Annotated in this window: 14 protein-coding genes and 1 pseudogene; 9 read left to right on the forward strand and 6 right to left on the reverse strand. The window is 72.4% G+C overall.

What is annotated here, in order from left to right:
- Positions 1–158 precede the first annotated feature (158 nt).
- Both GFH48_RS11170 and GFH48_RS11175 read left to right on the forward strand, forming a co-directional pair.
- Positions 159–1,202 carry an SPFH domain-containing protein gene (locus tag GFH48_RS11170; RefSeq protein ID WP_153288118.1) on the forward strand — a complete coding sequence of 348 codons (1,044 nt, stop codon included), beginning with the start codon at positions 159–161 and terminating at the stop codon, positions 1,200–1,202.
- Positions 1,199–2,092, forward strand: a complete 894-nt coding sequence (locus tag GFH48_RS11175) for a ferredoxin reductase domain-containing protein (protein WP_153288119.1) — start codon at positions 1,199–1,201, stop codon at positions 2,090–2,092. The genes GFH48_RS11170 and GFH48_RS11175 overlap by 4 nt, the downstream gene beginning before the upstream one ends.
- A gap of 119 nt (positions 2,093–2,211) precedes the next feature.
- On the opposite strand, the gene GFH48_RS11180 is transcribed toward GFH48_RS11175, so the two are convergent.
- Both GFH48_RS11180 and GFH48_RS11185 read right to left on the reverse strand, forming a co-directional pair.
- The gene (locus GFH48_RS11180) at positions 2,212–4,761 is read right to left on the reverse strand and encodes a polynucleotide kinase-phosphatase (RefSeq protein ID WP_153288120.1); all 2,550 of its coding nucleotides are present in this window, start codon (positions 4,759–4,761) and stop codon (positions 2,212–2,214) included.
- Positions 4,758–6,260, reverse strand: coding sequence for a 3' terminal RNA ribose 2'-O-methyltransferase Hen1 (locus GFH48_RS11185; RefSeq protein ID WP_153288121.1), 1,503 nt, complete (start codon positions 6,258–6,260; stop codon positions 4,758–4,760). Before GFH48_RS11185 ends, GFH48_RS11180 begins: the two co-directional genes overlap by 4 nt.
- A 351-nt stretch (positions 6,261–6,611) precedes the next feature.
- Here GFH48_RS11185 and GFH48_RS11190 point away from each other — a divergent pair, with 351 nt between their 5' ends.
- Positions 6,612–7,535 (forward strand): LLM class F420-dependent oxidoreductase, encoded by a 924-nt coding sequence (locus GFH48_RS11190; protein WP_153288122.1) that lies wholly within the window; start codon positions 6,612–6,614, stop codon positions 7,533–7,535.
- Between the two features lie 29 nt (positions 7,536–7,564).
- Here the strand turns inward: GFH48_RS11190 and GFH48_RS11195 are convergent, their stop codons facing one another.
- The 4 genes from GFH48_RS11195 to GFH48_RS11210 all read right to left on the reverse strand — a co-directional run bounded on the left by GFH48_RS11195 (position 7,565) and on the right by GFH48_RS11210 (position 10,420).
- Positions 7,565–8,041, reverse strand: a complete 477-nt coding sequence (locus GFH48_RS11195; RefSeq protein ID WP_153292856.1) for a DUF6099 family protein — start codon at positions 8,039–8,041, stop codon at positions 7,565–7,567.
- Between the two features lie 236 nt (positions 8,042–8,277).
- On the reverse strand, positions 8,278–8,652 hold the full coding sequence (locus GFH48_RS11200; RefSeq protein WP_194280556.1) for a nucleotide pyrophosphohydrolase: 375 nt from the start codon (positions 8,650–8,652) through the stop codon (positions 8,278–8,280).
- A gap of 62 nt (positions 8,653–8,714) precedes the next feature.
- Complete coding sequence (locus GFH48_RS11205) at positions 8,715–9,938, reverse strand: AAA family ATPase (protein ID WP_153288123.1); 1,224 nt, start codon at positions 9,936–9,938, stop codon at positions 8,715–8,717.
- 92 nt (positions 9,939–10,030) lie between these two features.
- Complete coding sequence (locus GFH48_RS11210) at positions 10,031–10,420, reverse strand: cell division protein SepF (RefSeq protein ID WP_153288124.1); 390 nt, start codon at positions 10,418–10,420, stop codon at positions 10,031–10,033.
- 292 nt (positions 10,421–10,712) lie between these two features.
- Between GFH48_RS11210 and GFH48_RS11215 the strand changes: the two genes are divergently transcribed.
- From GFH48_RS11215 to GFH48_RS11240, 6 genes and pseudogenes are all read left to right on the forward strand, one after another.
- The gene (locus tag GFH48_RS11215; protein WP_153288125.1) at positions 10,713–15,083 is read left to right on the forward strand and encodes a bifunctional nitrate reductase/sulfite reductase flavoprotein subunit alpha; all 4,371 of its coding nucleotides are present in this window, start codon (positions 10,713–10,715) and stop codon (positions 15,081–15,083) included.
- 256 nt (positions 15,084–15,339) lie between these two features.
- The gene (locus GFH48_RS11220; RefSeq protein ID WP_153288126.1) at positions 15,340–15,759 is read left to right on the forward strand and encodes a TOBE domain-containing protein; all 420 of its coding nucleotides are present in this window, start codon (positions 15,340–15,342) and stop codon (positions 15,757–15,759) included.
- A 103-nt stretch (positions 15,760–15,862) separates the two neighbouring features.
- Entirely contained in the window at positions 15,863–17,569 is a 1,707-nt protein-coding gene (locus tag GFH48_RS11225) for a hypothetical protein (protein WP_153288127.1), read from the forward strand.
- Between the two features lie 163 nt (positions 17,570–17,732).
- Positions 17,733–18,122: pseudogene (locus tag GFH48_RS11230) on the forward strand (hypothetical protein); the annotation flags it as partial.
- A 107-nt stretch (positions 18,123–18,229) separates the two neighbouring features.
- Positions 18,230–18,886 carry a hypothetical protein gene (locus GFH48_RS11235; RefSeq protein ID WP_153288128.1) on the forward strand — a complete coding sequence of 219 codons (657 nt, stop codon included), beginning with the start codon at positions 18,230–18,232 and terminating at the stop codon, positions 18,884–18,886.
- Between the two features lie 2 nt (positions 18,887–18,888).
- Positions 18,889–23,655, forward strand: a complete 4,767-nt coding sequence (locus GFH48_RS11240; RefSeq protein WP_153288129.1) for a putative T7SS-secreted protein — start codon at positions 18,889–18,891, stop codon at positions 23,653–23,655.
- The last annotated feature ends 2 nt before the right edge of the window (positions 23,656–23,657 follow it).

Genomic DNA, 23,657 nt, shown 5'->3' on the forward strand with positions numbered 1-23,657 from the left:
CATCCTGACCATCCGGACGCCTGTTCACCCACGGTTCGAGCCGACGCGGACCACTTGATTTCGTCCCCTTGACGATAACCGGAGGACCGATTATCGTCTTACTGACGACAATGACGAACGAAGGGTCGCCGGGAACGCCCGGCGACAAGGGGGTCCCCATGGCCGACATCACCCGGCGCCTCGGCCGGCGCCATCTGCGCGGGGCGCCGACCGCCCACATCCGCCACCACCGGTCGGGCCGACTCGTGCACGACGGCCCCGGGCTCAGCTTCTGGTACCGCTCCCTGACCGCAGCTCTCTCCGAAGTACCGGTCGACGACCGCGAGTTGGCGATGACCTTCCACGCCCGTACGTCCGACTTCCAGGACGTCGCGGTGCAGGCCACCGTCACCTACCGCATCAGCGACCCGGGGATCGCGGCAGCGCGCCTGGACTTCTCCATCGACCCCGACACGGGCGTCTGGCGCGGCACCCCCCTCGAACAGCTGGGGACGCTGCTGACCGAGACGGCTCAGCAGCACGCCCTGGACGTACTCGCCCGTACGCCCCTGGCGGCGGCCCTGGTGGACGGTGTCGCCTCGGTGCGCGAGCGGATCGCGGGCGGCCTGGCCGCCGAACCCCGGCTCCCCTCCACGGGGATCGAGGTCGTGGCCGTACGTGTCGTGGCGCTGCGCCCCGAGCCCGAGGTGGAGCGGGCCCTGCGCACCCCGGCCCGCGAGCAGATCCAGCAGGAGGCGGACCGGGCGACGTACGAACGGCGGGCCGTCGCGGTCGAGCGGGAGCGCGCGATCGCCGAGAACGAGCTCGCCAGTCAGATCGAACTCGCCCGGCGCGAGGAGCAGTTGGTCGACCAGCGCGGCACGAACGCGCGGCGTGAGGCGGAGGAGCACGCGGCGGCGGACGCGGTACGGGCCGGGGCGGAGGCGGCGCGGACGGTGCGCCTCGCGGACGCCGAGGGCACCCGCGTGGTGCGGCTGGCCGAGGCCGAGGCGCAGGCCGCGCGCGAGATCGGCGAGGCGCGGGCGGTGGCCCAGGCCGCCTGGCTGCGGGTCCACTCGGACGTGGACGTGGCCACGCTGCACGCCCTGACGGGCACGCGGCTCGCCGAGAACCTGCCGCGCATCGACAGCGTCACCGTGTCGCCCGACGTCCTGACCGGCCTGCTCTCGCGGCTCGGCGGGGCGCCGGGAGAGCCGGCGTGAGTCTCGCCCCGCGGGTCGTGCTCGTCCATCGCACCACGGAGTACGAGGAGTTGGTCGCGCGGCACGGGACGCACGGGCAGGCCGCGTTCTTCCTCACCTCACGCGGCCGGGACATCGAGGAGGTCGCGGAGCGCGGCCGCCGCAACCGGCGGGCGCTGGCGGAGGTCGCCTCGGCGGTGCCTCTGACGTGGCGTCAGGCCAGGGTCGAGCGCGGCGACCTGGACCGGTTCCTGTTCGGCCCCGAGGACGTCGTGGTCGTGGTGGGCCAGGACGGGCTCGTCGCCAATGTCGCCAAGTACCTGTCCGGGCAGCCGGTGATCGGGATCGACACCGATCCCGGGCGCAATCCCGGGGTGCTGGTGCGGCACCGGCCCCGTGACACGGCCGCGTTGCTCGCGTCGGCGCACGGGGGCCGGGCCGAGGAGCTGACCATGGTCGAGGCGGTCGCGGACGACACGCAGCGGCTGCTGGCGCTCAACGAGATCTATCTGGGAGCCGTGGGCCATCAGACGGCCCGCTATCGGCTGGGGCTCGACGAGTACGGGGGTGCCGTCGAGTCCCAGGCCTCGTCCGGGGTGCTGGTGGGCACCGGGACGGGGGCGAGCGGGTGGCTCCGCTCGGTGTGGCAGGGGCGGGGCGGCGAGTTGCCGCTGCCCCGCCCCACCGACGAGCGGCTGATCTGGTTCGTCCGCGAGGCCTGGCCGTCGCCGGTCACCGGTACGTCGCTCGTGGCCGGCGAGCTCGGGGGGTCCGGCCGGTTGTCGCTCACCGTCGAGTCCGATCGGCTGATCGCGTTCGGGGACGGGATGGAGGGGGACGCGGTGGAGTTGGTGTGGGGGCAGACGGTGCGGGTGGGGGTGGCGGGGGTCCGGTTGCGGCTGCTGACCTGAGGGGTCTCGCCCCCGCCGCCCTCAGCCGTCCCATCCGTACCTGGGAGCACAGCGCTCCCGGCGGGGTCCGGGGCGGAGCCCCAGGGACGGGACGGGTGAGGGCGGCGGGGGCGAAAACCCTACAGACGCGGGTCCACCGGTTCGGACTCCAGTGCCAGGACGCCGAACACCGCCTCGTGCACCCGCCACAACGGCTCCCCCTCGGCCAGCCGCTCCAACGCCTCCAGTCCCAGCGCGTACTCCCGGATCGCGAGCGACCGCTTGTGGTTGAGGAACCGCCCCCGCAGCCGCGCCAGGTTCTCGGGCCGGGTGTACTCCGGTCCGTAGATGATCCGCAGGTACTCCCGCCCCCGGCACTTGATGCCGGGCTGCACCAGCCGACCCCGCGCGTCCCGGACGACCGCCTCCACGGGCTTGACGACCATGCCCTCACCGCCGCGCCCGGTCATCTCCAGCCACCAGTCCACGCCGGCCCGCACGGACTCCGCGTCCCCGGTGTCCACGAACAGCCTGCGGGTCGTGCGCAGCAGCCCGCTCCCGTCGTGCTCGACCAGCCGGTCGAGCAGCGCGAGCTGCTCGTCGTGCGGGAGCCCGGCCAGGCTGCGCCCTCGCACCGCCAGGATCTGGAAGGGCGCGAGCCGCACCCCTTCCAGGCCGTCCGTCGTCCAGCAGTACCGCCGGTAGGCGTCGGTGAACGCCGTCGCGTCGGAGGCCCGTTCCCGCTGCCGGTCCAGCAGTTCCCGCACGTCGACACCGCGCGCCGCCGCCCCTTCGAGCGCGGCCAGCGCCCCCGGGAACACCGCCCCGGACGCGGCGCCGACCGCCGCGTACTGCGTCCGCAGCAGCCCGGACGCCTTGAGCGACCACGGCATCAGCTCGGCGTCGAGCAGCAGCCAGTCCGTCCGCAGTTCCTCCCACAGACCCGCCTCCTCCGCGGCGTCCCGCAGCCGTCCGAGGATCTCCTCGGTGACCGCGGCGTCGGTGAAGAAGGGCCTGCCGGTACGGGTGTACAGCGACCCGGTGGGACCGCCGGCCACCCCGAACCGCTCGCGCGCGACCCCGGCGTCCCGGCAGACCAGCGCCACGGCCCGCGAACCCATGTGCTTCTCCTCGCACACGACGCGGCCGACCCCGTCCTCCCGGTACTGGGCGAAGGCCTCCGCGGGGTGCTCCAGATACCCCTCCGTCCGGGATGTCGCGGTCGGCGCCATCGTCGGCGGGAGGTAGGGCAGCAGCCGCGGGTCGACCGCGAAACGGCTCATGACCTCCAGGGCCGCCGCCGCGTTCTCCTCGCGCACCGCCACCCGCCCCGCGTACCGGGTCTCCACGGCACGCCGGCCGTGCACGTCCGCGAGGTCGAGCGGCCGCCCCTCGTGTCCGCCGGGCGCCTCGGAGGCCAGCGGTCTGGCGGGCTCGTACCAGACCCGCTCCGCGGGTACGTCGACCAGTTCGCGCTCCGGCCAGCGCAGCGCGGTGAGCTTGCCGCCGAAGACGGCACCGGTGTCGACGCACAGGGTGTTGTTCAGCCAGGTCGCCTGCGGCACCGGAGTGTGGCCGTAGACGACCACCGCGCGACCGCGGTAGTCCTCCGCCCACGGGTACCGCACCGGCAGGCCGAACTCGTCCGTCTCCCCGGTCGTGTCCCCGTACAGCGCGTGCGAACGCACCCGGCCCGAGGTGCGGCCGTGGTACCGCTCGGGCAGACCGGCGTGGCAGACGACGAGCCGTCCGCCGTCCAGGACGTAGTGGCTGACCAGACCGTCGACGAACTCCCGTACCTGTGCTCGGAACTCCTCGCTCTCCCCCGCCAACTGCGCCACGGTCTCGGCGAGTCCGTGGGTGTGCTGGACCTTGCGGCCCTTGAGGTGACGGCCGAGCTTGTTCTCGTGGTTGCCGGGCACGCACAGGGCGTTGCCCGACCCGACCATGGACATCACGCGGCGCAGCACGCCGGGCGTGTCCGGTCCCCGGTCGACGAGGTCGCCGACGAAGACGGCCGTACGGCCCTGCGGGTGCACACCGTCGTTATAGCCCAACTTGCCGAGCAAGATCTCCAGTTCCGAGGCGCAGCCGTGGATGTCGCCCACGATGTCGAAGGGGCCGGTCAGATGGGTCAGGTCGTTGAAGCGCCGTTCGGTGCGGACAGCGGCGTCCTCGATCTCGGCCTCGCCGCGCAGCACGTGCACCTTGCGGAAGCCCTCACGCTCCAGGCTCCGCAGGGAGCGCCGGAGTTCGCGGATGTGCCGCTGGATGACACGCCGCGGCATGTCGGCCCGGTCGGTCCGGGACGCGTTGCGCCAGGCGCACACCTCCTCGGGCACGTCGAGGACGATCGCGATGGGCAGCACGTCGTGCTTCCTCGCGAGGTCGATCAGCTGACGCCGGCTCTCCTGCTGGACGTTCGTCGCGTCCACGACCGTGCGCCGGCCCGACGCGAGCCGCTTGCCCGCGATGTAGTGGAGGACGTCGAAGGCGTCACCGCTGGCGCTCTGGTCGTTCTCGTCGTCGGCGACGAGACCGCGGCAGAAGTCGCTGGAGATGACCTCGGTCGGCTTGAAGTGCCTGCGTGCGAAGGTCGACTTGCCCGAGCCGGACGCGCCGATCAGGACCACGAGGGAGAGGTCGGTGACGGGCAGGACCCGTCCCTGGGTGGTGTCGTCGGTGCTCATGCGGCCTCCTCCTTCGCGTCAGGGGTGGTTTCGGCTGGGGTGATCGTGTCCGCGGTGGTCGTGGTCAGGGAGAAGGTGGCCATCTGGGTCGGCGGCCCCACCTCGGGGTCGTCGGGACCCACGGGTGTGAACTCCACCTCGTATCCGTGCCGTTCGGCCACCCCGCGCGCCCAGCTCCGGAACTCCTCGCGGGTCCACTCGAAGCGGTGGTCGCCGTGCCGGGTGTGTCCGGCCGGGAGGCTCTCCCAGCGGACGTTGTACTCGACGTTCGGGGTGGTCACCAGGACGGTCCCGGGGCGCGCGGAGCCGAACACCGCGTACTCCAGGGCCGACAGCCTGGGCAGGTCGACGTGTTCGACGACCTCGCTGAGCACGGCGGCGTCGTACCCCTTGAGCCGCTTGTCGGTGTAGGCGAGCGAGCCCTGCAGAAGGTGTACGCGTGCCGCCTGCCGCTCGCCCATCCGGTCCAGCTTGAGCCGGCGCGCGGCGATGGTGAGCGCGCGCATCGACACGTCCACGCCGACGATCTCGGTGAACCGCACGTCCTTGAGCAGCGCCTGTACCAACTGCCCCTGTCCGCAGCCGAGGTCGAGGACACGCCCGGCGCCTCGGTCGTGCAGCGCGGCGAGGATCGCGTCCCGGCGCAGCACGGCGAGCGGCACCGGCCTGTCCTCGGTGTCGGTCTCCTCGTCGACGGCGTTGTCGACGTCCTCGACCCCGGTGTCGTCGGTCTCGGCGAGCCGGACGAGCTCCAGCCGCTCCATCGCCTCACGGGTCAGCGACCAGCGCCGGGACAGATACCGGCTGGTGATCAGCTTCTGCTCGGGGTGGTCCGGCAGCCAGCCCTCGCCCGCCCGCAGCAGCTTGTCGACCTCGTCGGACGACACCCAGTAGTGCTTGGCGTCGTCGAGCACCGGGAGCAGGACGTAGAGGTGGCGCAGCGCCTCGGCGAGCGTCAGCCGGGCCGACTCCAGGACGAGACGGACGTAGCGCGACGCACCCCACTCGGGGAACCGGGCGTCCAGCGCCACGGCCTCGACCTCCACGGTCCAGCCGAGCGGCTCGAACAACTGGTGCACGAGGTCCGCGCCGCCTCGCGCGGGAAGCGCGGGCACCTCGATCCGCAGGGGCAGCACCCGCGCGGGAAGGTCGGGCTTCGCGGCGCACCGGCCCTTCATCGCGCTGGAGAACACCGCGCTCAGCGCCACGGCGAGCAGGGAGGAGGCCGCGTACGGGCGGTCGTTGACATACTGCGCGAGCGCGGCGTCGGGTGCGCCGCCGCGGCCCTTGCCCTTGCCCCGCCGGACCAGCGCCACCGCGTCGACCTCCAGCAACAGCGCGGCCGTGCACCGCTCGGCGGACGCCTCGGGGTAGAGGACGTGTGCCGTGCCGTAGGAGGTCGAGAACACCTGCGCCTTGTCGGGGTGCTTGTGCAGCAGGAATCCGAGGTCGGTCGCGGGGCGTTCCGGGTCGCCTGTGGTGCTGATCGTCAGAAACACTTGGGTCTGCCTCGAAACGTCATCTGAGCCGCGGAGCTTCCGTACGGGCATGACCGCGCACTCCGGGAACACGTGCTCCGGGTGCGGGTGCTCCCGGTGTCCGGTGCCGGACACCGGTGGACCGCGGCGGGGGAAGAGCGCGCCGTCCCGTGCCTCGGCGCGCCTGCCCAACCTACAGCGAACGTCTCGGACGGAGCCGGGAATTTCCGCTGGTGGCGACCCAGGGCGGGCCGCGGGGGCCAGCAGCGGTCCGACGGTCACGGCATCCCGTGTCCGGATCGGCACGGTCGGTCACAGGAGTGACAGCGGTTCAAGGTGGGACGGTTGATGTGACCGGTGCATGATGGATACATGGATCTTCGAGTGTTCACAGAACCGCAGCAAGGGGCGACCTACGAGACGCTGCTCCGCGTCGCCAAGGCCGCCGAAGACCTCCACTACGGAGCCTTCTTCCGCTCCGACCACTACTTGCACATGGGGTCGGCCGACGGGCTCCCCGGGCCCACCGACGCGTGGATCACGCTGGCCGGCCTCGCACGTGAGACGGACCGGATCCGCCTGGGCACCCTCATGACGGCCGGCACCTTCCGCCTCCCCGGTGTCCTCGCCATCCAGGTGGCACAGGTCGACCAGATGTCGGGCGGGCGGGTGGAGCTCGGACTCGGCTCGGGCTGGTACGGGGCCGAGCACGAGGCGTACGGGATTCCTTTCCCCAAGGAGAAGTTCGGCCGGCTGGAGGAGCAACTCGCCGTCGTCACCGGCCTGTGGAACACGCCGGTCGGTGAGAAGTTCACCTACGAGGGGGAGTTCTACCAGCTCAAGGACTCCCCCGCGCTGCCGAAGCCCGCGCAGTCGAAGGTGCCGGTCCTGATCGGCGGACACGGGGCCAAGCGGACGCCGGCACTGGCGGCGCGGTACGCCGACGAGTTCAACATCCCCTTCGCCTCCCTCGCGGACACAGAGCAGCAGTTCCAGCGGGTGCGGGCGGCGGCCGAGCGGGCCGGGCGCGAGGGGGACGACCTGGTGTACTCCAACGCGCTCGTCGCCTGCGTCGGCAGGACCGACCTGGAGGTGAAGCGTCGGGCGGACGCCATCGGGCGTGACGTCGAGGAGCTGAAGGCGAACGGTCTCGCGGGTTCACCCGCGGAGGTCGTCGAGAGGATCGCCGAGTTCCAGGGCGTCGGTTCGCAGCGGATGTATCTCCAGATGCTCGACCTCGACGACCTGGACCACCTGGAGCTGATCGCGTCCGCGGTGATGCCGCAGGTGAGGTGAGAGTCCGTAGGGGCGGCGGGGCCGAGACCCTACCCCGTCGCCCACCCTCGCTCCACCACCCCCTGATCCCGGTCGGCCAGCCGTCTCAGCATCTCCAGGACCCGGTCCCGGGACTCGTCCGCCGCGTCGATCGCCTCCATGCACTGCCAGTACGTCCCCTGTTCGTCCGCCGCGCAGGCGACACCCACGAGGGCGATGCCGACCTCGGCCAGAAGTCCCGCGAGGCACAGAAGCGCCTCGCGGGCATCACCCAGCTCGGTGAGCCGGGCGGCGCGCAGATCGGCGATGTCGCGCGGCGCCGCGTCGAGGACGCCGCACCCCCGCCCCGCCAGCTCGGTCAGCCCGAGGGCCTCGCCCCGCAGCTCGGGTGGCCCCGAGACGGCGAAGCGACTGCCTATGGCCTGGGCGAGGGCCTGCGCCTGCCACGCCTCCGCAACCACCTCGTCCGTGTCCCCGGTCCCGGCCAGGGCACGTCTGCTCGCCACGATGAGCCGCACCGCTTCCATGCGCTGCCCCCGTCTGTCGCGACGTGCTCGTCGCACGTCCGCCCGAACTCCCTTGTCCACTACCCAGAGTGAGTTCTCGCGCGACGAAAAGCCAGAGGAAGCCCGAAATCTGTGGACAGAGAATCGAATGTAGACAACTCAACGACTCCGGAGAGTGACATTCGGCGTGACGCTCCGCCGGAATCCGTCCCCCGGAGGCATCGCGCCCGCCGCGGGCTCCCGCCGAGGCCACGCGGCTACGGCCCCTCGGGCGCCGGAAACCTCCGCTCGTTCCGGTCGATCTTCGCGTCGAGCGCCGCCAGCGCGTCGATGCCGAGCACCTCGCACAGCTGAAGGAGATAGGCCAGGACGTCCGCCACCTCGTCCTTGACGCGGTGCGCGGTGTCCGCGTCGTCCATGACCCGGCCCGACTCCTCGGGCGTCAACCACTGGAAGATCTCGACGAGTTCGGACGCCTCCACACTCAGCGCGGCGACCAGGTTCTTCGGGGTGTGGTACTGCTCCCAGTGCCGCGCGGCCGCGAAGGCGGCCAGCCGCCGCTGGAGTTTCGGCACGTCCAGCCCACCGACTCCGACACCAGGACCGGCACCGGCACCGAGTCCCGCACCCACGCCCTCATCCGCACCCGCACCCGCACCCGCACCCGGATTCCCGTTCCCGCTCTCACTTTCACTCACGGCGTCAGGTCTACCACCGTGACGCCCTCCACCCCGTCCAGCCCATCGGCCCCGCACACCCGCACGGCATCGCTCACCGCGCCCACCAGCCGGATGTGCCCCCGCTCGCACATCCGCGCCGCCAGCCGGACCAGTTCACCGGTCTGCCGGACGTCCAGCCCGCGATCGAGTCCGTCGGCCAGCACGGTCAGCGTCTGCAGCGCGGCCGGGACCTCCCCCACCGCGTCGACCTCCAGCACCCCGGGGCCCGTGAGCAGCACCAGGGCCAGCGCCAGATACCTCAACTCGCCGTCCCCGAGCAGCCCCAGGTGCGTACGGACACCGTCACCGCGGTCGAGGAGGGCGCGAACCGTACCGTCGCCGAGCCGCTCGGCCAGGACGTCCGCGACGGGGCCCGCGCATCCGGCCCGGACCGCGGCGACCAGGTGCGCGTACCGGTGGCCGCACTCCGAGCGGGTCCGCCACAGGACGTCGGCGAGGTTGTCGCAGCCACGGAGCAGCCGGCCCGCGCCGAGCGGGGTGGCGGCCCGCATCCGCCGGGGGCTCGGGTCGCAGGCGTACACGGACCGCAGGGCGACGACCATCTGCTCGGCGGCGGCGAGGACTTGGCGCTCGCCCTCGGTACGGCCCGCGAGGCGCAGCGGCAGCAGTGCGGTGCCGAGTCGGTCGTCGGGGAGCGGGGCCCGGGTGACCGCGGACGAGCCCGCCGTGTGCCAGGCCGCCTGGACCACGGGGCGCCCCGGGTCCCGCAGCGCCGTCTCCAGCAGGGTCAGCCCGCCGGCGGACAGCCGTTCGCCGACGATGCGCAGTTCGGGCTCGGCCTGTACGGCGACGTCGAGGCGTACGGGTCCCAGCGGGCCGTCCGCCGTGCAGCCGATGCGGAAGCCGCGGCGGTGCTGGGCGTCGGGCCGGGCCCGCTCGGGCACGCAGGCGACCGGGTCCGGGAACACCTCGCCCAGTTCGGCGCCGCCGCCGAGGCGCGCCAGTGCCTCGTACGCGCGCAGGACGGTGGACTTGCCACTGCCACTGGGTCCCGCGAACACTGTGAGCGGTCCGAGCGGGAACCGGGCGCGCCGGTGCGCCGCGAAGGCCGCGAGCCGCAGCTCGGTGGCGCCGGGCCGGTCGGGAGGCGACGCGGCGGGCGCGCCGTACGGCTCGGGCTGGGCGTGGGGCGACGCGGCCCGCGCGGGGGCCTCGGCCGCCAGGGATGACAGGGTCATATGTGGACGGTAGGACCCCGTTCCCAGGGGAACCGTTACACCCCGACGACCTTCCTACGATCGAGGGAACCGCGTCCTCCGCATCGCCCGGCTCAGATCCCGGGAACGCCCGTGCCCTCCATCAGCCCCCGCACCTCGGTGCCGGGCGGTGTCAGCAGGAACACGTTCCGGTCGACCCGGTGCATCCCGCTCGCGAGCCCGAAGACGACTCCGGTGCTGAAGTCCAGGACCCGTTTGGCCACTTCGGTCTCGGCGCCGGTCAGGTCCAGCAGGACGGGGATGCCGGACATCAGTGTCTCGGCGACGTCGCGGGCGTCCGCGAACACGTTGACCCGCAGGACCACGAAACGGCGGCGCGTCTCGGTCGCGGCCTCGGGCATCGACCGGTGGCCCACCGCCGAGGGCCAGGCGTCCCGCCCCCGCAACGGAACGACCTGGGCGAGCCCCTCCCACTGTTCGTCGGTGACGTCGTGGCCGCTCACTGGCCCACCCCGTCCTGGCTCGCACTCATTGTCTGCACCGGGCAATTCTTACGCATGGTCACCCGTTCGGCCCAACAGCGACACGGTCCGCCACTCAGCCGGCCGTCATTTCCGGGCCCTCACAAGGCCCGTCGTCCCGCTGTGCAGCGCGCGTAACCCCTCGCGATCAAGGGCCGTGACATCGACGTAACGGGCAATTCGTACGCTCGGCCGCAACGCGAACCGGCGAGAGACGCATCGCGCAACGGCAAGAGACGTAGCGCGAACCGGCGAGAGACGAGAGGGGCCGTCCGTGGCGGCACAGGGTCCGCAGGCCGGCACCGCGCGGGTGCGGACCGTCTGCTCGTACTGCGGTGTCGGCTGTGGTCTGGTCCTCGACATCGGCGCGGGTCCTGACGGACGGCGTACGGTCCTGAAGGCGTCCGGCGACAAGGCGCACCCCGCCAACGCGGGCCGGCTGTGCACCAAGGGCGCGACGACGGCCGACATGCTCGCCGCTCCCGGACGGCTGACCACGGCGCTCGCGCGGGCGCGGCGAGGGGAGGAGCCGAAGCCCGTGCCCGTCGACGCGGCGCTCGCCGAGACCGCGCGGCGGCTGCGCGCGATCATCGACGAACACGGGCCGGACGCGGTCGCGTTCTACGTCTCCGGGCAGATGAGCCTGGAGGCGCAGTACCTGGCGAACAAGCTGGCCAAGGGCTTCGTACGGACGAACCAGATCGAGTCGAACTCCCGGCTGTGCATGGCGAGCGCGGGCGCCGGATACAAACTGTCCCTCGGCGCCGACGGCCCTCCGGGGTCGTACGACGATCTCGACCGCGCCGACGTCTTCCTGGTCATCGGCTCGAACATGGCCGACTGTCACCCCGTCCTCTTCCTGCGGCTCATGGAGCGTGTCAAGGCGGGCGCCCGGCTGATCGTCGTCGACCCGCGGCGCACGACGACCGCCGCGAAGGCCGATCTGTTCCTGCGGATCCGGCCGGGCACCGACCTCGCGCTGCTCAACGGTCTGCTGTACGTGCTGCACGAGGGCGGGCACACGGACGAGGCGTTCATCGCCCGGCACACCGAGGGCTGGGAGGCGATGCCCGCGTTCCTCGCCGGCTATCCGCCCGCCGTGGTCGCCGGGATCACCGGCATCCCCGAGGAGGACATCCGGACGGCGGCGCGGCTGATCGGCGAGGCCGGCGAGTGGACGAGCTGCTGGACGATGGGGCTCAACCAGTCCACGCACGGCACCTGGAACACCAACGCCCTGGTCAACCTGCACCTCGCGACGGGTGCCATATGCCGTCCGGGAAGCGGGCCGTTCTCCCTCACCGGGCAGCCCAACGCCATGGGCGGGCGCGAGATGGGGTACATGGGGCCGGGGCTGCCCGGCCAGCGATCGGTCCTGGTGGACGACGAGCGGGCCTTCGTCGAGGAACTGTGGGGGCTGCCCGAGGGGACCATCCGCGAGGACGGGGTGGGGCGGGGCACCGTCGAGATGTTCCGGAGGATGGCCGACGGTGACATCAAGGCCTGCTGGATCATCTGCACCAACCCGGTCGCCTCCGTCGCCAACCGCCGCACGGTCGTCGAGGCACTGGAGACCGCCGAATTCGTCGTCACCCAGGACGTGTTCGCCGAGACCGAGACCAACGCGTACGCCGATGTCGTCCTGCCCGGCGCGCTGTGGACGGAGGCGGAGGGCGTCCTCGTCAACAGCGAACGCACGCTCACCCTGGCCAGGCAGGCCGTCGACCCACCCGGCGACGCGATGGCGGACTGGCGCATCATCGCGGCCGTCGCCCGGGCGATGGGCTACGAGGAGGGGTTCACGTACGAGAGCGCCGAGCAGGTCTTCGAGGAGATCAAGCGGGCCTGGAACCCGAGGACCGGCTGGGATCTGCGGGGCGCGTCGTACGAGCGGCTGCGGGGCGGGCCCGTGCAGTGGCCCGTCGCCCGGACGGACGGACCGCGGCGCAGTCCGGTCCGGTACCGGCAGGACGGGCGGCTGTCGTTTCCCACCGCGAGCGGGCGGGCGGTGTTCCACGCCCGGCCGCATCTGCCCGCCGCCGAGATGCCCGACGACGACTTTCCGTTCGTTCTCAACACCGGACGGCTGCCGCACCAGTGGCACACGCTGACCAAGACGGGGAAGGTGGCGAAGCTCAACAGGCTGAATCCCGGCCCGTTCGTCGAACTGCACCCGCGGGACGCGGAGTCCCTCGGGATCGCGGAGGGCGACCCGGTGGAGGTCGCGTCCCGGCGCGGGCGGGCGGTGCTCCCGGCGGTGGTGACGGATCGGGTCCTGCCGGGGTGCGTGTTCGCGCCCTTCCACTGGAACGACCTGTTCGGGGAGTACCTGAGCATCAACGCGGTGACCGGCGACGCGGTGGATCCGGTGTCGTTCCAGCCGGAGTTCAAGGTGTGCGCGGTGTCGCTGACGCGGACGCGTGCCGCGGCCGACGTGGGGGTGGGCGATCCCCTCGTAAAGCCGGGGAATCCCGCCGAGCTGCCGAGGGATCCCGCCGAGGTCCATGGGGATCCGGCAGGGAAGCCCGCGGAGCCGGTCGAGGACGGGGATGCCGGCGTGCGCGCGAGTCCCGCCGTCTCTCCCCCGGGCGCCTTCCCCCGGGAGGTCTCGCCGCGCGACATCGGCCTGGAGCCCGCGCCGCCGCCCGTCCTGTCCTCCGCCGAACGTCACTACCTCACCGGGTTCCTGGCCGGACTCGGCTCCGGCCTGCCCGGCGTACCCGTCCTCCCGCCGGACGCTCCCCTCACGCCCGAGCACGCGCTCTGGATCAACGGCGCGCTCGCCGGGATGTACTCCCGCTCCGCGCCCTTGGCCGCCCCCACACCGGCACCGGTGCCGCCCCCTGCGTCGGCATCGGCGTCGGCTGCCCCGACGCAGGCATCGGGGTCGGGGTCGGCAGGCCGTGAGGTCGTCGTGCTGTGGGCCTCGCAGACCGGGAACGCGGAGGACTGCGCCGCGTCCGCCGCCGAGCGCCTCGGCGCGCACGGGCACCGGGCACGACTGGTCGGCATGGACGACGCGGACGTCGGCTCCCTCACCCGCGGCGCCGATCTGCTCTTCGTCACCAGCACGTTCGGGGACGGCGACGCTCCCGACAACGGGTCCGGCCTGTGGGACACGCTGTCCGGGCGACAGGCCCCGCGCCTGGACGGGGTGCGCTACGCGGTGCTGGCGCTCGGCGACTCCTCGTACGACGACTTCTGCGGGCACGGCCGTCGACTGGACGCACGGCTCGACGAGTTGGGCGCCCTGCGGCTGGCTCCCCGTACGGACTGCGAACCGGAGTACGAACCGTCCGCGGACGCCTGGCTGGAGCGGATCCTCACCGCACTCGGCGCGGGGGCACCCACCGGGCCCGGCCCTAGGGCGGCCCCGGCACCCGACGCGGGGTCACACCAAGGAGCCGCCGCCGGGGCGGAGTCCGGACCCGGCGCGGGACCGGAGCCCACTCCCGGCGCGCGGGCGGAGTCCGCTCGCGGCGATGACGAGGAGACGTCGAAGTCGGGCCGAGCGCCCCGGTCCGGGCCTGCCGCCGGCACCGCCCGGCTCACCGGCAACCGGCTGCTCAGCCTGCCGGGCGCCGGCAAGGAAGTCCGCCGGTTCACCTTCGACACCCGGGAGAGCGAGGCCCCGCTGACGTACGAGGCGGGCGACGCGCTCGGTGTCCGGCCCGTCAACTCGGCCCGCCTCGTGGCCGAATGGCTGGACGTCACAGGAGTTCACGGACCGACTCCCGTCGAGATAACGGGTGTCGGCGAGATGGCCTTCGAGGATGCCCTTCTCCGACAGCTGGACATCACACGCGTCACGCCGGATCTGCTGCGCTTCGTCAGCGAACGAGCCGGGGACGGACGGGAGTTGAGGAAGCTGTTGCGGCCGGACAACAAGGGCGAGCTGGCTCGGTGGTCGTGGGGCAGGCAGTCCGTGGACGTGGTGTCCGAGCACCCGGTGCGCGCCTCGGCGCAGGAGTGGGCGGGGGTGCTCGGCCGGTTGCGTCCGCGGCTGTACTCGATCGCCTCCAGTCCGCTCGTCGATCCGCACCTGGTCGCCCTGACCGTCTCCGTCGTGCGCTACGAGAATCCGGCCGGCCGGGCGCGCGGCGGGGTGTGCTCACCCTTCCTGGCCGACGCCGGGCCGGGGGCGCGTGTGCCGGTCTTCGTCCAGCGGTCGCCGCACTTCCGGCCCCCGGCGGACGCGACGACCCCGATGGTGATGGTGGGACCCGGCACCGGAGTCGCGCCGTTCGTCGGCTTCCTTGAGGAGCGGCGGGCGCTCGGCCACCGGGCGCCGAACTGGCTGTTCTTCGGCGAGCAGCACCGCGCCACCGACTTCTACTACGAGCGGGAGCTGACCGCGCTGCTCGGCGACGGCACCCTCAGCCGCCTCGACACCGCGTTCTCGCGCGACCAGCGCGCCAAGGTCTACGTACAGGACCGGATGCGCGAACACGGGCCCGAACTCTGGCACTGGCTCCAGAACGGCGCCCGCCTCTACGTGTGCGGGGACGCCTCACGGATGGCCAAGGACGTCGACCGGGCACTGCGGGACATCGCCGTCGCGCACGGCGGCCTGGGCGAGGCGGAGGCCGGCGCCCACGTCAGACAGCTCGCGGCGGACAAGCGGTACGTCCGGGACGTGTACTGACAGGGACGTGGACTGACTGGGCCGTGGACTGACTGGGCCGTGGACTGACTGGGCCGTGCACGGAGCGGACTCCGCGCGACGTGGGACTCCCGGGACCCCGAACCCCGAACCCCGGACCCCGGACCCCGGACCCCGGACCCCGGGGAGATGCGACCGAGACGCATGGGAGACACGGGCCGTGGCGTCCACCCCGCACGCCGTGTGGCGCACATAATTGGCGAAAACCGACCATCCGGACCGCAATCGAGGCGTACCCATGAGCCTGAGCATCCGTAACCAGCTCCCCGGCACCGTCACCTCCGTCACCTCGGGCGAGGTGATGGCGACGGTCAGGCTCCGTCTCGACGGCGGCCAGGACCTCACCGCGGCCGTCACCGCGGAGGCCGTCGAGGACCTCGGCCTCGCCAAGGGTTCCGCGGTCCGCGCCCTGGTCAAGTCGACGGAGGTGTCCCTGGCCACCGGCCCGGTCGAGGGGGTGAGCATCCGCAACCAGCTCCCCGGCACCGTCACCGACGTCGCCACCGGCGGCGCGATGGCCCGCGTCAGGCTGACGGTCGCGGGGGGCGAACTGACCTCCGCGATCACCAGGGACGCGGCCACCGAACTGGGCCTGACGGCAGGCTCCGCGGTCGTGGCGCTCATCAAGTCCACCGAGGTCTCCCTCTCCAACGCATGAGCGGCCGACGCGCTTCTTACCGCCCTCACACCGGACTCTTCACGTCCGCCATCACGCCCTTCAACTGCGGGAATTACCGTCCGAACCCGTGTACCTGGCAGACATGAGGCCGACGACCATCCGCCTACGGGCCCGCACCGAGGCGCCCTCGGAAGAGGCGCCCGCGCAGTGGCACCGCGTGCTGACCCTGCTCGCCGACATCAGCCTCTTCATCGGCACCCGCCCGATGTGGACGGCGGCGGCGAGCCACCGGCTCCCCGTGGCCGCGGTCATCTCGGTCTGCTACGCCTCGATCCTGGTGACCGGCGTACTGACCCTGGTCGCCCGCCGTACCCGGACACTCGCCCGCCTCGACCTCGTCATCCTGGTGACGGCGGTGACGCTCGCCGTGTGCGGGTACGCGATGTACCACGGTGGCGGCGACGAATCGTCCCTCACCGCGCAGGCCGCCCGTGAGTTCGTCGCCGGCCACCATGTCTACGGACAGCCGTGGCCCTGGCTCTTCGGCAAGCCCGGCGTCGCCCTCACCCCGACGATGACCGGCGGCTACGACTTCACGTACGGCTATCCGCCCCTGCCCCTGCTGCTCACCGCACCCCTGCTGTGGGCCGGGCACGGCGCGGCTCCGGCGGTCCTGGTCAGCACGGCGGCCCTGATCGTGGCCACGATCGTGATGTGGCGGATGCTGCCCGCGCAGTGGCGCTCGGCGGCCACCCTGGTCTGTCTCGGCCTCGGGCTGCTGCCGGCGTACGCCCGGCTCGGCTATCCGGCGATCGTCGCCTGCGCCTTCCTGATCCCGGTGGTGGTCGGCTGGCCCCGCACGGGCTACGGCGGCCGGGGCGACTGGGCGCGGGCGGCGTGTCTGGGCGCGGCCTGCGCCTCCCAGCAACTGCCGTGGTTCCTCACGCCGTTCCTGCTGGCCGGTGTCTACGCCCTGCGCCGCGCCGATCTCGGCCCGCGCGGGGCCCTGACCGCCGTGGGCAGGATCATCGGCGTGGCCGTCACGACCTGGCTGCTGATCAACGCGTACTTCATCGTGAGCGAGCCGCGTACCTGGTTCGACGGGATCATGCTGCCCCTCACCCAGAAGGCGAACATCCACGGTCAGGGTCTGGTCGGCGTCTCCCTCTACTTCACCGACGGCAGCGGCCGGCTGGCCTGGTACTCGCACGCGAGCCTGCTGCTGGCCGCCGGTCTGCTGGGGCTCTTCGTGCTCTTCGTACGACGGCTCGGGCCCGCGGCGACGGTGCTGCCCTGGTGCGCGTTCTACGTGGCGACGCGCTCCCAGGACGGCTACTACCTGATGATGACGCCACTGTGGCTGGCCGCCGCCGTCACCGCGCCCCCGCAGGCCTTCGCCACCGCCTGGCAGCCCCGGCCGGCCCTGCTGCGCGGCCCGCGCCGGCAAGGGGCGCGCATCGCCGCGGCCGTGCTCCTGCTGGCCCCCGCCCTGGCGGCGACGACTCTGGCGGTGACGGGCTCGCCGCCCCTGCGCATGGAGCTCCTCGGTGCCCGCCGCGCCACGAAGGCCGTGACGGCGCTCACCGTCCGCGTCACCAACCTCGGCGACACGGCGCTCAGTCCGCACTTCACCCTCACCACCGGCCAGGGCATGAGCCGCTACTGGTCCATCGCCTCCGGGCCGGCCACCCTCGGGCGGCACGCCTCGGCCCGTTACGAGATCGTGCCGCCCGACGGCAGGTTCACCCTCCCCGGCACCGGCACACGCATCCGTCTGCGGGCGGTCTCCGCCTCACCCATGACACTGTCCAGCACGGACATCCGGCTGACACCCGGGAGCACCCGCTAGCGCCGGGACGGGGGAACGCCGCTCCTCCGCGGCACCGGCTCCGGTCCGATCGCACGAGCGTTCACGAGAACGAGAACCACCCCCTCCTTCCCACGCGTCCCACCCTGTGGTGCGATCGGTCACCAGGACCTGCGATCAGTCACCCGAGACCGGGGGAGGAACCGTGCGGCAGTCAAGGGCGGCGCTGGCGGAGCGCATCGCCGAACGGCGGGACGGAGGTGCCGACCCCCGAGCGCTGGTCGGCGAGATGCGACGCTCGGTCCTGCTGGTGCCGATGGCCGGCGGAGGCCTCTGGTCGGTGCGTTCGGGTGGGGTGCGATGGATCTGCGGGTTCACCGACGAGACCGCCCTCGCCAGGTTCGCCCTGCACCACACGCCCGGCGAACAGCCCCTGGACTACGCCGCGTTGCTCGGCGCGCGCATCGTCGACGAGATCGTGCCCGCGCTCGGCGAGCCCGCCGGTCTCGCCGTCGACATCGCCAGCGAGGACGCGTCGATGTTCTTCCCGCCCGTCGTCGGCATCGTGCCGGACGCGGTCGCCGTCGACGCCGGTGCGGGCGCGGCGAACACGGTTGCGGGCGCCGTGCACACGGCTGCGGACGCCGTGCACACGAATACGGAACCCGTCGCCACGGAGGCGGACGGAAGAGAGGCGCGGGCATGAGCGGCGACGACGCGGACCTGCATCTCGACAAGGCGTCGGTCGCCAAGTTCACCCAGGGCGTGGGCGCGACGATCGACCAGCTCGGCGAAGTCGGCGACCCCACCGGCTCGGTGATGGGAAAGGGGTTCTCGGGGCTGGCGATGACCGGGATGGAGGCGGGCCACCACGGGCTCTCGGTCGACTTCGAGGACTTCTGCGAGCGCTGGGAATGGGGGGTGCGCGCCCTGGTGCGGGACGCCGGCGCGATCGCGAACCGCCTCGGCCTGGCGGCGGGCACCGTGTGGGAGGAGGACCAGTACATCGCGGGCTCCCTCAAGGTGGGCGCCAACTCCCTGTTCGGCGGGAACCCGCACGCGAGCGAGGAGGACATCGCCAAGCAGGACTGGGGCGACATCTTCACCCCGGACGCCCTGAACCCGGACTGGAGCGCCGAGTCGTTCGACAAGGCCGGTGACGACATGGCGCAGACCTGGAAGGACACCGGCCGCACCGTGCTCACCGAGGGGCAGGGCGGCCGGCAGTCGGACGTGCTCAACCACGCGCTGGGCATCTCCGACGACCAGTGGAACCAGGCGCTGGACGACACCTTCGGCCCTTCGCCGGACGAACGCGCCCAGCAGGAACAGCGGCAGGGCGAGTCCGGGGGGAACTGAACGTGGGCATAGGCGACTTCATCAGCGACATCACGCCCGACTCCGTCGAGAACGCGGTCGAGGACGGCGTCGAGTGGGCGGGCAACCGGGTCGAGGACGCGGGCAACTGGACCGCCGACCGGCTGGACGACGCCGGCTGGCAGTCCGGCGCGGACTGGGTACGTGAGCAGTCCCGTTCGGTCGCCAACCGGATGGGCGCCGAGGTCGACGAGATGGACCTCGGGCAGACCGAGGACAAGGCCAAGCTGATCTACGGCAGTCCGGGCAAGATCAACGCCACCGCCGAGAAGCTCCGCGCCTTCGAGACCTCCTTCAACGGGACCGGCGACGGTCTCCGCGGCCTCGACTCGTCCCGGCTCAAGGGGGAGACGGCCGAAGCGCTGCGCAAGGCCGTGGCGACCCAGCCGCGCAGGTGGTACGCCGCCGGCGAAGCCTGCGTGAAGGCGATCAGCGCGCTCGACGCGTTCGCCGGCACGGTGACCTGGGCGCAGGGACAGGCCCAGGTGGCGATCGACAAGTGGAAGGAGGGTGTCAAGGCGTCCGAGGACGCGGCCGACGCCCACCGGAAGAAGGTCGACGACTACAACGGCGCCGTCGACCGCTACAACGCCCAGCCCGCTGACAAGCGCGACCCCGCCTCCCTTCCGGCCAGGCCCGCGACGACGTTCGACGACCCCGGCAAGAAGCTCATGAAGGACGCCCAGGACATCCTCGCCGAGGCCCGCAAACAGCGGAACTCGGCGGCGGAGACCGCGCGTTCGGCAGTCCGCGCCGCCCGCGACATGGCTCCGGAGAAGCCGTCCTACGCGCAGCAGGCGAGCGACGGGCTCCAAGAGCTGCAGATCATGAGCGACCACGTCGGCGGTGGTCTCGTCAAGGGCACGGCGGGGCTGTTGAACTTCGTCCGCAGCGTCGACCCGACGGATCCGTACAACCTCACGCACCCGGCCGAGTACCTCACGTCCCTGAACAGTCTCGCCGCCGGTCTGGTCGTGGCCGCGAACGACCCGGTCGGCACCGGCACCCAGATGGTCAAGGACTTCATGAAGGACCCGGCCGAGGGTTTCGGCCGGCTGATACCCGACATCGTGCTGACCGTGGCCACCGACGGCGGCGGAGCGGCGGTGAAGGGCGCGCGCGCCGCCGAGGACGCCGCCGAGGCCGCGCGGCTGCGCAGGCTCGTCGACGACGCCCCTGACGGGACCCACCACCGGCCGGACGGCGAGCGCCTCACCGACGGCACCGACCCGGTGGACCTCGCCTCGGGCCGGATGTTCCTGCCCCAGACCGACCTCGCGATACCCGGCATCCTGCCGCTGGTCTTCACCCGCCGCACCGAGTCCGGCTGCGCGACCGGACGCTTCCTGGGGCCGGCCTGGTCATCGACCGTCGACGAACGCCTGGAGATCGACGCGATCGGTGTCGTCCACGTCACCGCCGACGGGCTGCTCGTCCCGTACCCGCATCCGGTGCCCGGCCTGCCCACCCGGCCGTGCTCGGGCCGGTTCCGCACGCTCCTCTCCCGGGACGCCGACGGCGACTACACGCTCACCGGCCCCGACGCCGGTCCGACCCGTCACTTCACCGCCCCGCCCGGCGTCGACACGGGCGGCGACGGCACGGCCTGGCTGTCCGGCATCACCGACCGGGGCGGCCACACCGTCACGGTGGACCGGACCGAGGACGGTCTGCCGCTGGCCCTCGTCCACTCGGCGGGCCACCAGGTGCGGCTGTCCACCGCCGACGGCCGGGTCACCGCCCTGTCCCTGTCCGGCGCGGGCGAGAACGGCGCGGACCTGCCGGTGCTGGGCTACGGCTACGAGGACGGCGACCTCACCACCGTCACCAGGCCTTCCGGCGCCGTCACCACCTTCCTCTACGACGACCGCCGCCGCGTCATCGCCTGGACGGACTCCAACGGCCACCGCTACGACTACGTCTACGACGACCACGACCGCGTCGTCGCCGAGGGCGGAGAGGCCGGCCACGTCCAGATCACCCTGGCCTACACCGGGCCGGACGCCGGGACCGGCCACCGGACGACCGTGCTGACCACCGCCGACGGCCGGGCCACCCGCCACCTGATCGGCCGCGGCTGCCGCGTCCTGGCCACCACCGACGCGCTCGGCCGCACGACCCGGTTCCGCTACAGCACCGGCGGCGAACTGCTCTCCCGTACCGACCCGTTGGGCGCCACCACCGCCTACACGTACAACGAGGACGGCAGACTGCTCACGGTCACCGGGCCGGACGGCGGCGAACTACGCGTCGTCCGGGGGCCGTTCGGCCTGCCGGTGGAGACCGTGGGACCGGACGGCTCCCGCACGGCTCACACCTACGACGAGTTCGGCAACCGCACGTCGCTCATCGATCCGGCCGGACACACCACCCGCATGTCCTACGACGACGCCGGACGGCTCACCGCGGTGACCGACGCCCTCGGGAACACGACGCGCGTCAGGTGCGACGCGGCGGGACGGACCGTGGCGGTGACCGATCCGTCCGGCGCCACCACCCGCACCGAGCGGGACGGGCTCGGCCGCCCGGTCCGTACGACCGACCGGACGGGCGGCGTCACCCGCCTCGAGTGGAACGCGGACGGCCGACTCGCCCGCCGCACCGGCCCGGACGGTGCGAACGAGTCATGGACCTACGACGGCGAGGGCAACTGCACGGCCCACACCGACGCCGTCGGAGCCGTCACGCGCTACGAATACACCCACTTCGACCTTCCGCTCGCCACCACCCGTCCCGACGGCGGCCGTTACGAGTTCGAGCACGACGCCGACCTCCGCCTCACCCGGGTCACCGGCCCGCGGGGCCCGAGCTGGACGTACGAGTACGACGCGGTCGGCAACATCGTCTCCGAGACCGACTTCGACGGACGCACCCTGACCTACCGGGTGGACGCCGCCGGCCGTCTCACCGCCAGGACCGACGTCCTCGGCGGCACCATCTCCTTCGAGCGCGACCCACTCGGCCAGGTGCTCGGCAAGACCGTCGACGGCCGGGTGACGACCTACGTGTACGACCGGGCGGGCCGACTCCTGGAGGCGGCAGGACCCGACGGCGATCTGCGCTACCGGTACGACCGCGCAGGGCGCGTCAAGACGGAACTGGTGGACGGCCGCCCGATGCTCTACTCCTACGACGCCCAGGGCCGGCGCGTCCGTCGGACCACCCCCACCGGCCATGTCACGTCCTACGCCTACGACTCCGACGGCCTCCCCTGCCGACTGGACACGGGTGGACAGCGCATCACCTTCACCCACGACGCCGCGGGCCGCGAACTGGCCCGTGTCTTCGGGGACGCGCTCACCGTGACGTCGGCCTGGGACGAGGCCGGCCGGCTCGCCACGCAGCACTTCACCGCCGGAGCCCGCGCCGTCAACAGCCGTGCCTACGCCTACCGCGCCGACGGACACCTGCTCTCCGTCGCCGACCGGCTTTCCGGGACCCGTACGTTCGACCTGGATCCGATGGGCCGGGTGACCGCCGTCCACGCCCCGGCCTGGACGGAGCGGTACGCGTACGACGACACGGGCAACCAGACGTCCGCCTCCTGGCCCGACACCCACCCCGGCAGCGAGTCGACCGGCCCCCGCTCGTACGACGGCACCCGTGTCACCCGCGCCGGCGACGTCCGCTTCGAGTACGACGCCCTCGGCCGCGTCACCCTGCGCCAGAAGACCCGTCTGTCCCGCAAGCCCGACACCTGGCGCTACGAGTGGGACACGGAGAACCGCCTCACCTCCGTCACCACCCCCGACGGGACCCGGTGGAGGTACCGCTACGACCCGCTGGGCCGTCGTACGGCCAAGCAGCGCCTGGCGGCGGACGGCGCGAGCGTGGCCGAGGAGACCCGCTTCACCTGGGACGGCCTGACCCTGTGCGAACAGACCAGTCACGGCATGGACCAGCCGAACCCGGTGGCCCTCACCTGGGACCACCGCGGCCACATCCCCCTGGCGCAGACCGAGCGCATCCTCACCGCCGACGACCGGCAGAGCGAGATCGACCGCCGCTTCTTCGCCATCGCCACGGACCTGGTCGGCACCCCCACCGAACTGATCGACGAGTCCGGCGGCATCGCGTGGCGCTCCCGGTCCACACTGTGGGGCGCCACCGCGTGGGCCCGCGACGGCATCACGTACACCCCTCTCCGCTTCCCCGGCCAGTACTACGACTCCGAGACCGGCCTCCACTACAACTTCTTCCGGCACTACGACCCGGAGACCGGGCGCTACACCTCCCCGGACCCCCTCGGCCTCGCTCCCGCGCCGAACCCCGTCAGCTACGTGGACAACCCGAACACCGCGTCGGACCCGTTGGGTCTGATGCCCAAGTACACGAAGGAGGAGAAGGCCCAGAAGCGGATCGACAAGATCCTGGACGACGTCGCCGAGAGGGCGGAGAAGGGGGAGATCAACAAGCATCCCAAGTACCACGGGGACACGCGCCACGGTTTCACCGACGAACGGGTCCTGGAGATCCTGAAGGAGCCCGATGCCGTGTACCAGTCATCGGGTCAGGCAGGAAACTTCATCTACCGGAAGGACAACGACATCGCCGTGGTCTACGGACCGGGCTCCAAGCAGGGGCAGGTGATCACGGCCTACGGAGATTCGGGCATCAAGGGCGAGTCCGGATTCAGGGCGCTCGGCGGCAGTCCGACGGACCCCGGACTCCCGGTGACCCACGAGGACATCGTGCAGGGCAGAATTCCCTCCGAGGACGGGTTCCTGGCCCCGGCGGAGCAGATCAGATGAGG

It is taken from the genome of Streptomyces fagopyri (assembly GCF_009498275.1).
GTDB classification, from domain to species: domain Bacteria; phylum Actinomycetota; class Actinomycetes; order Streptomycetales; family Streptomycetaceae; genus Streptomyces; species Streptomyces fagopyri.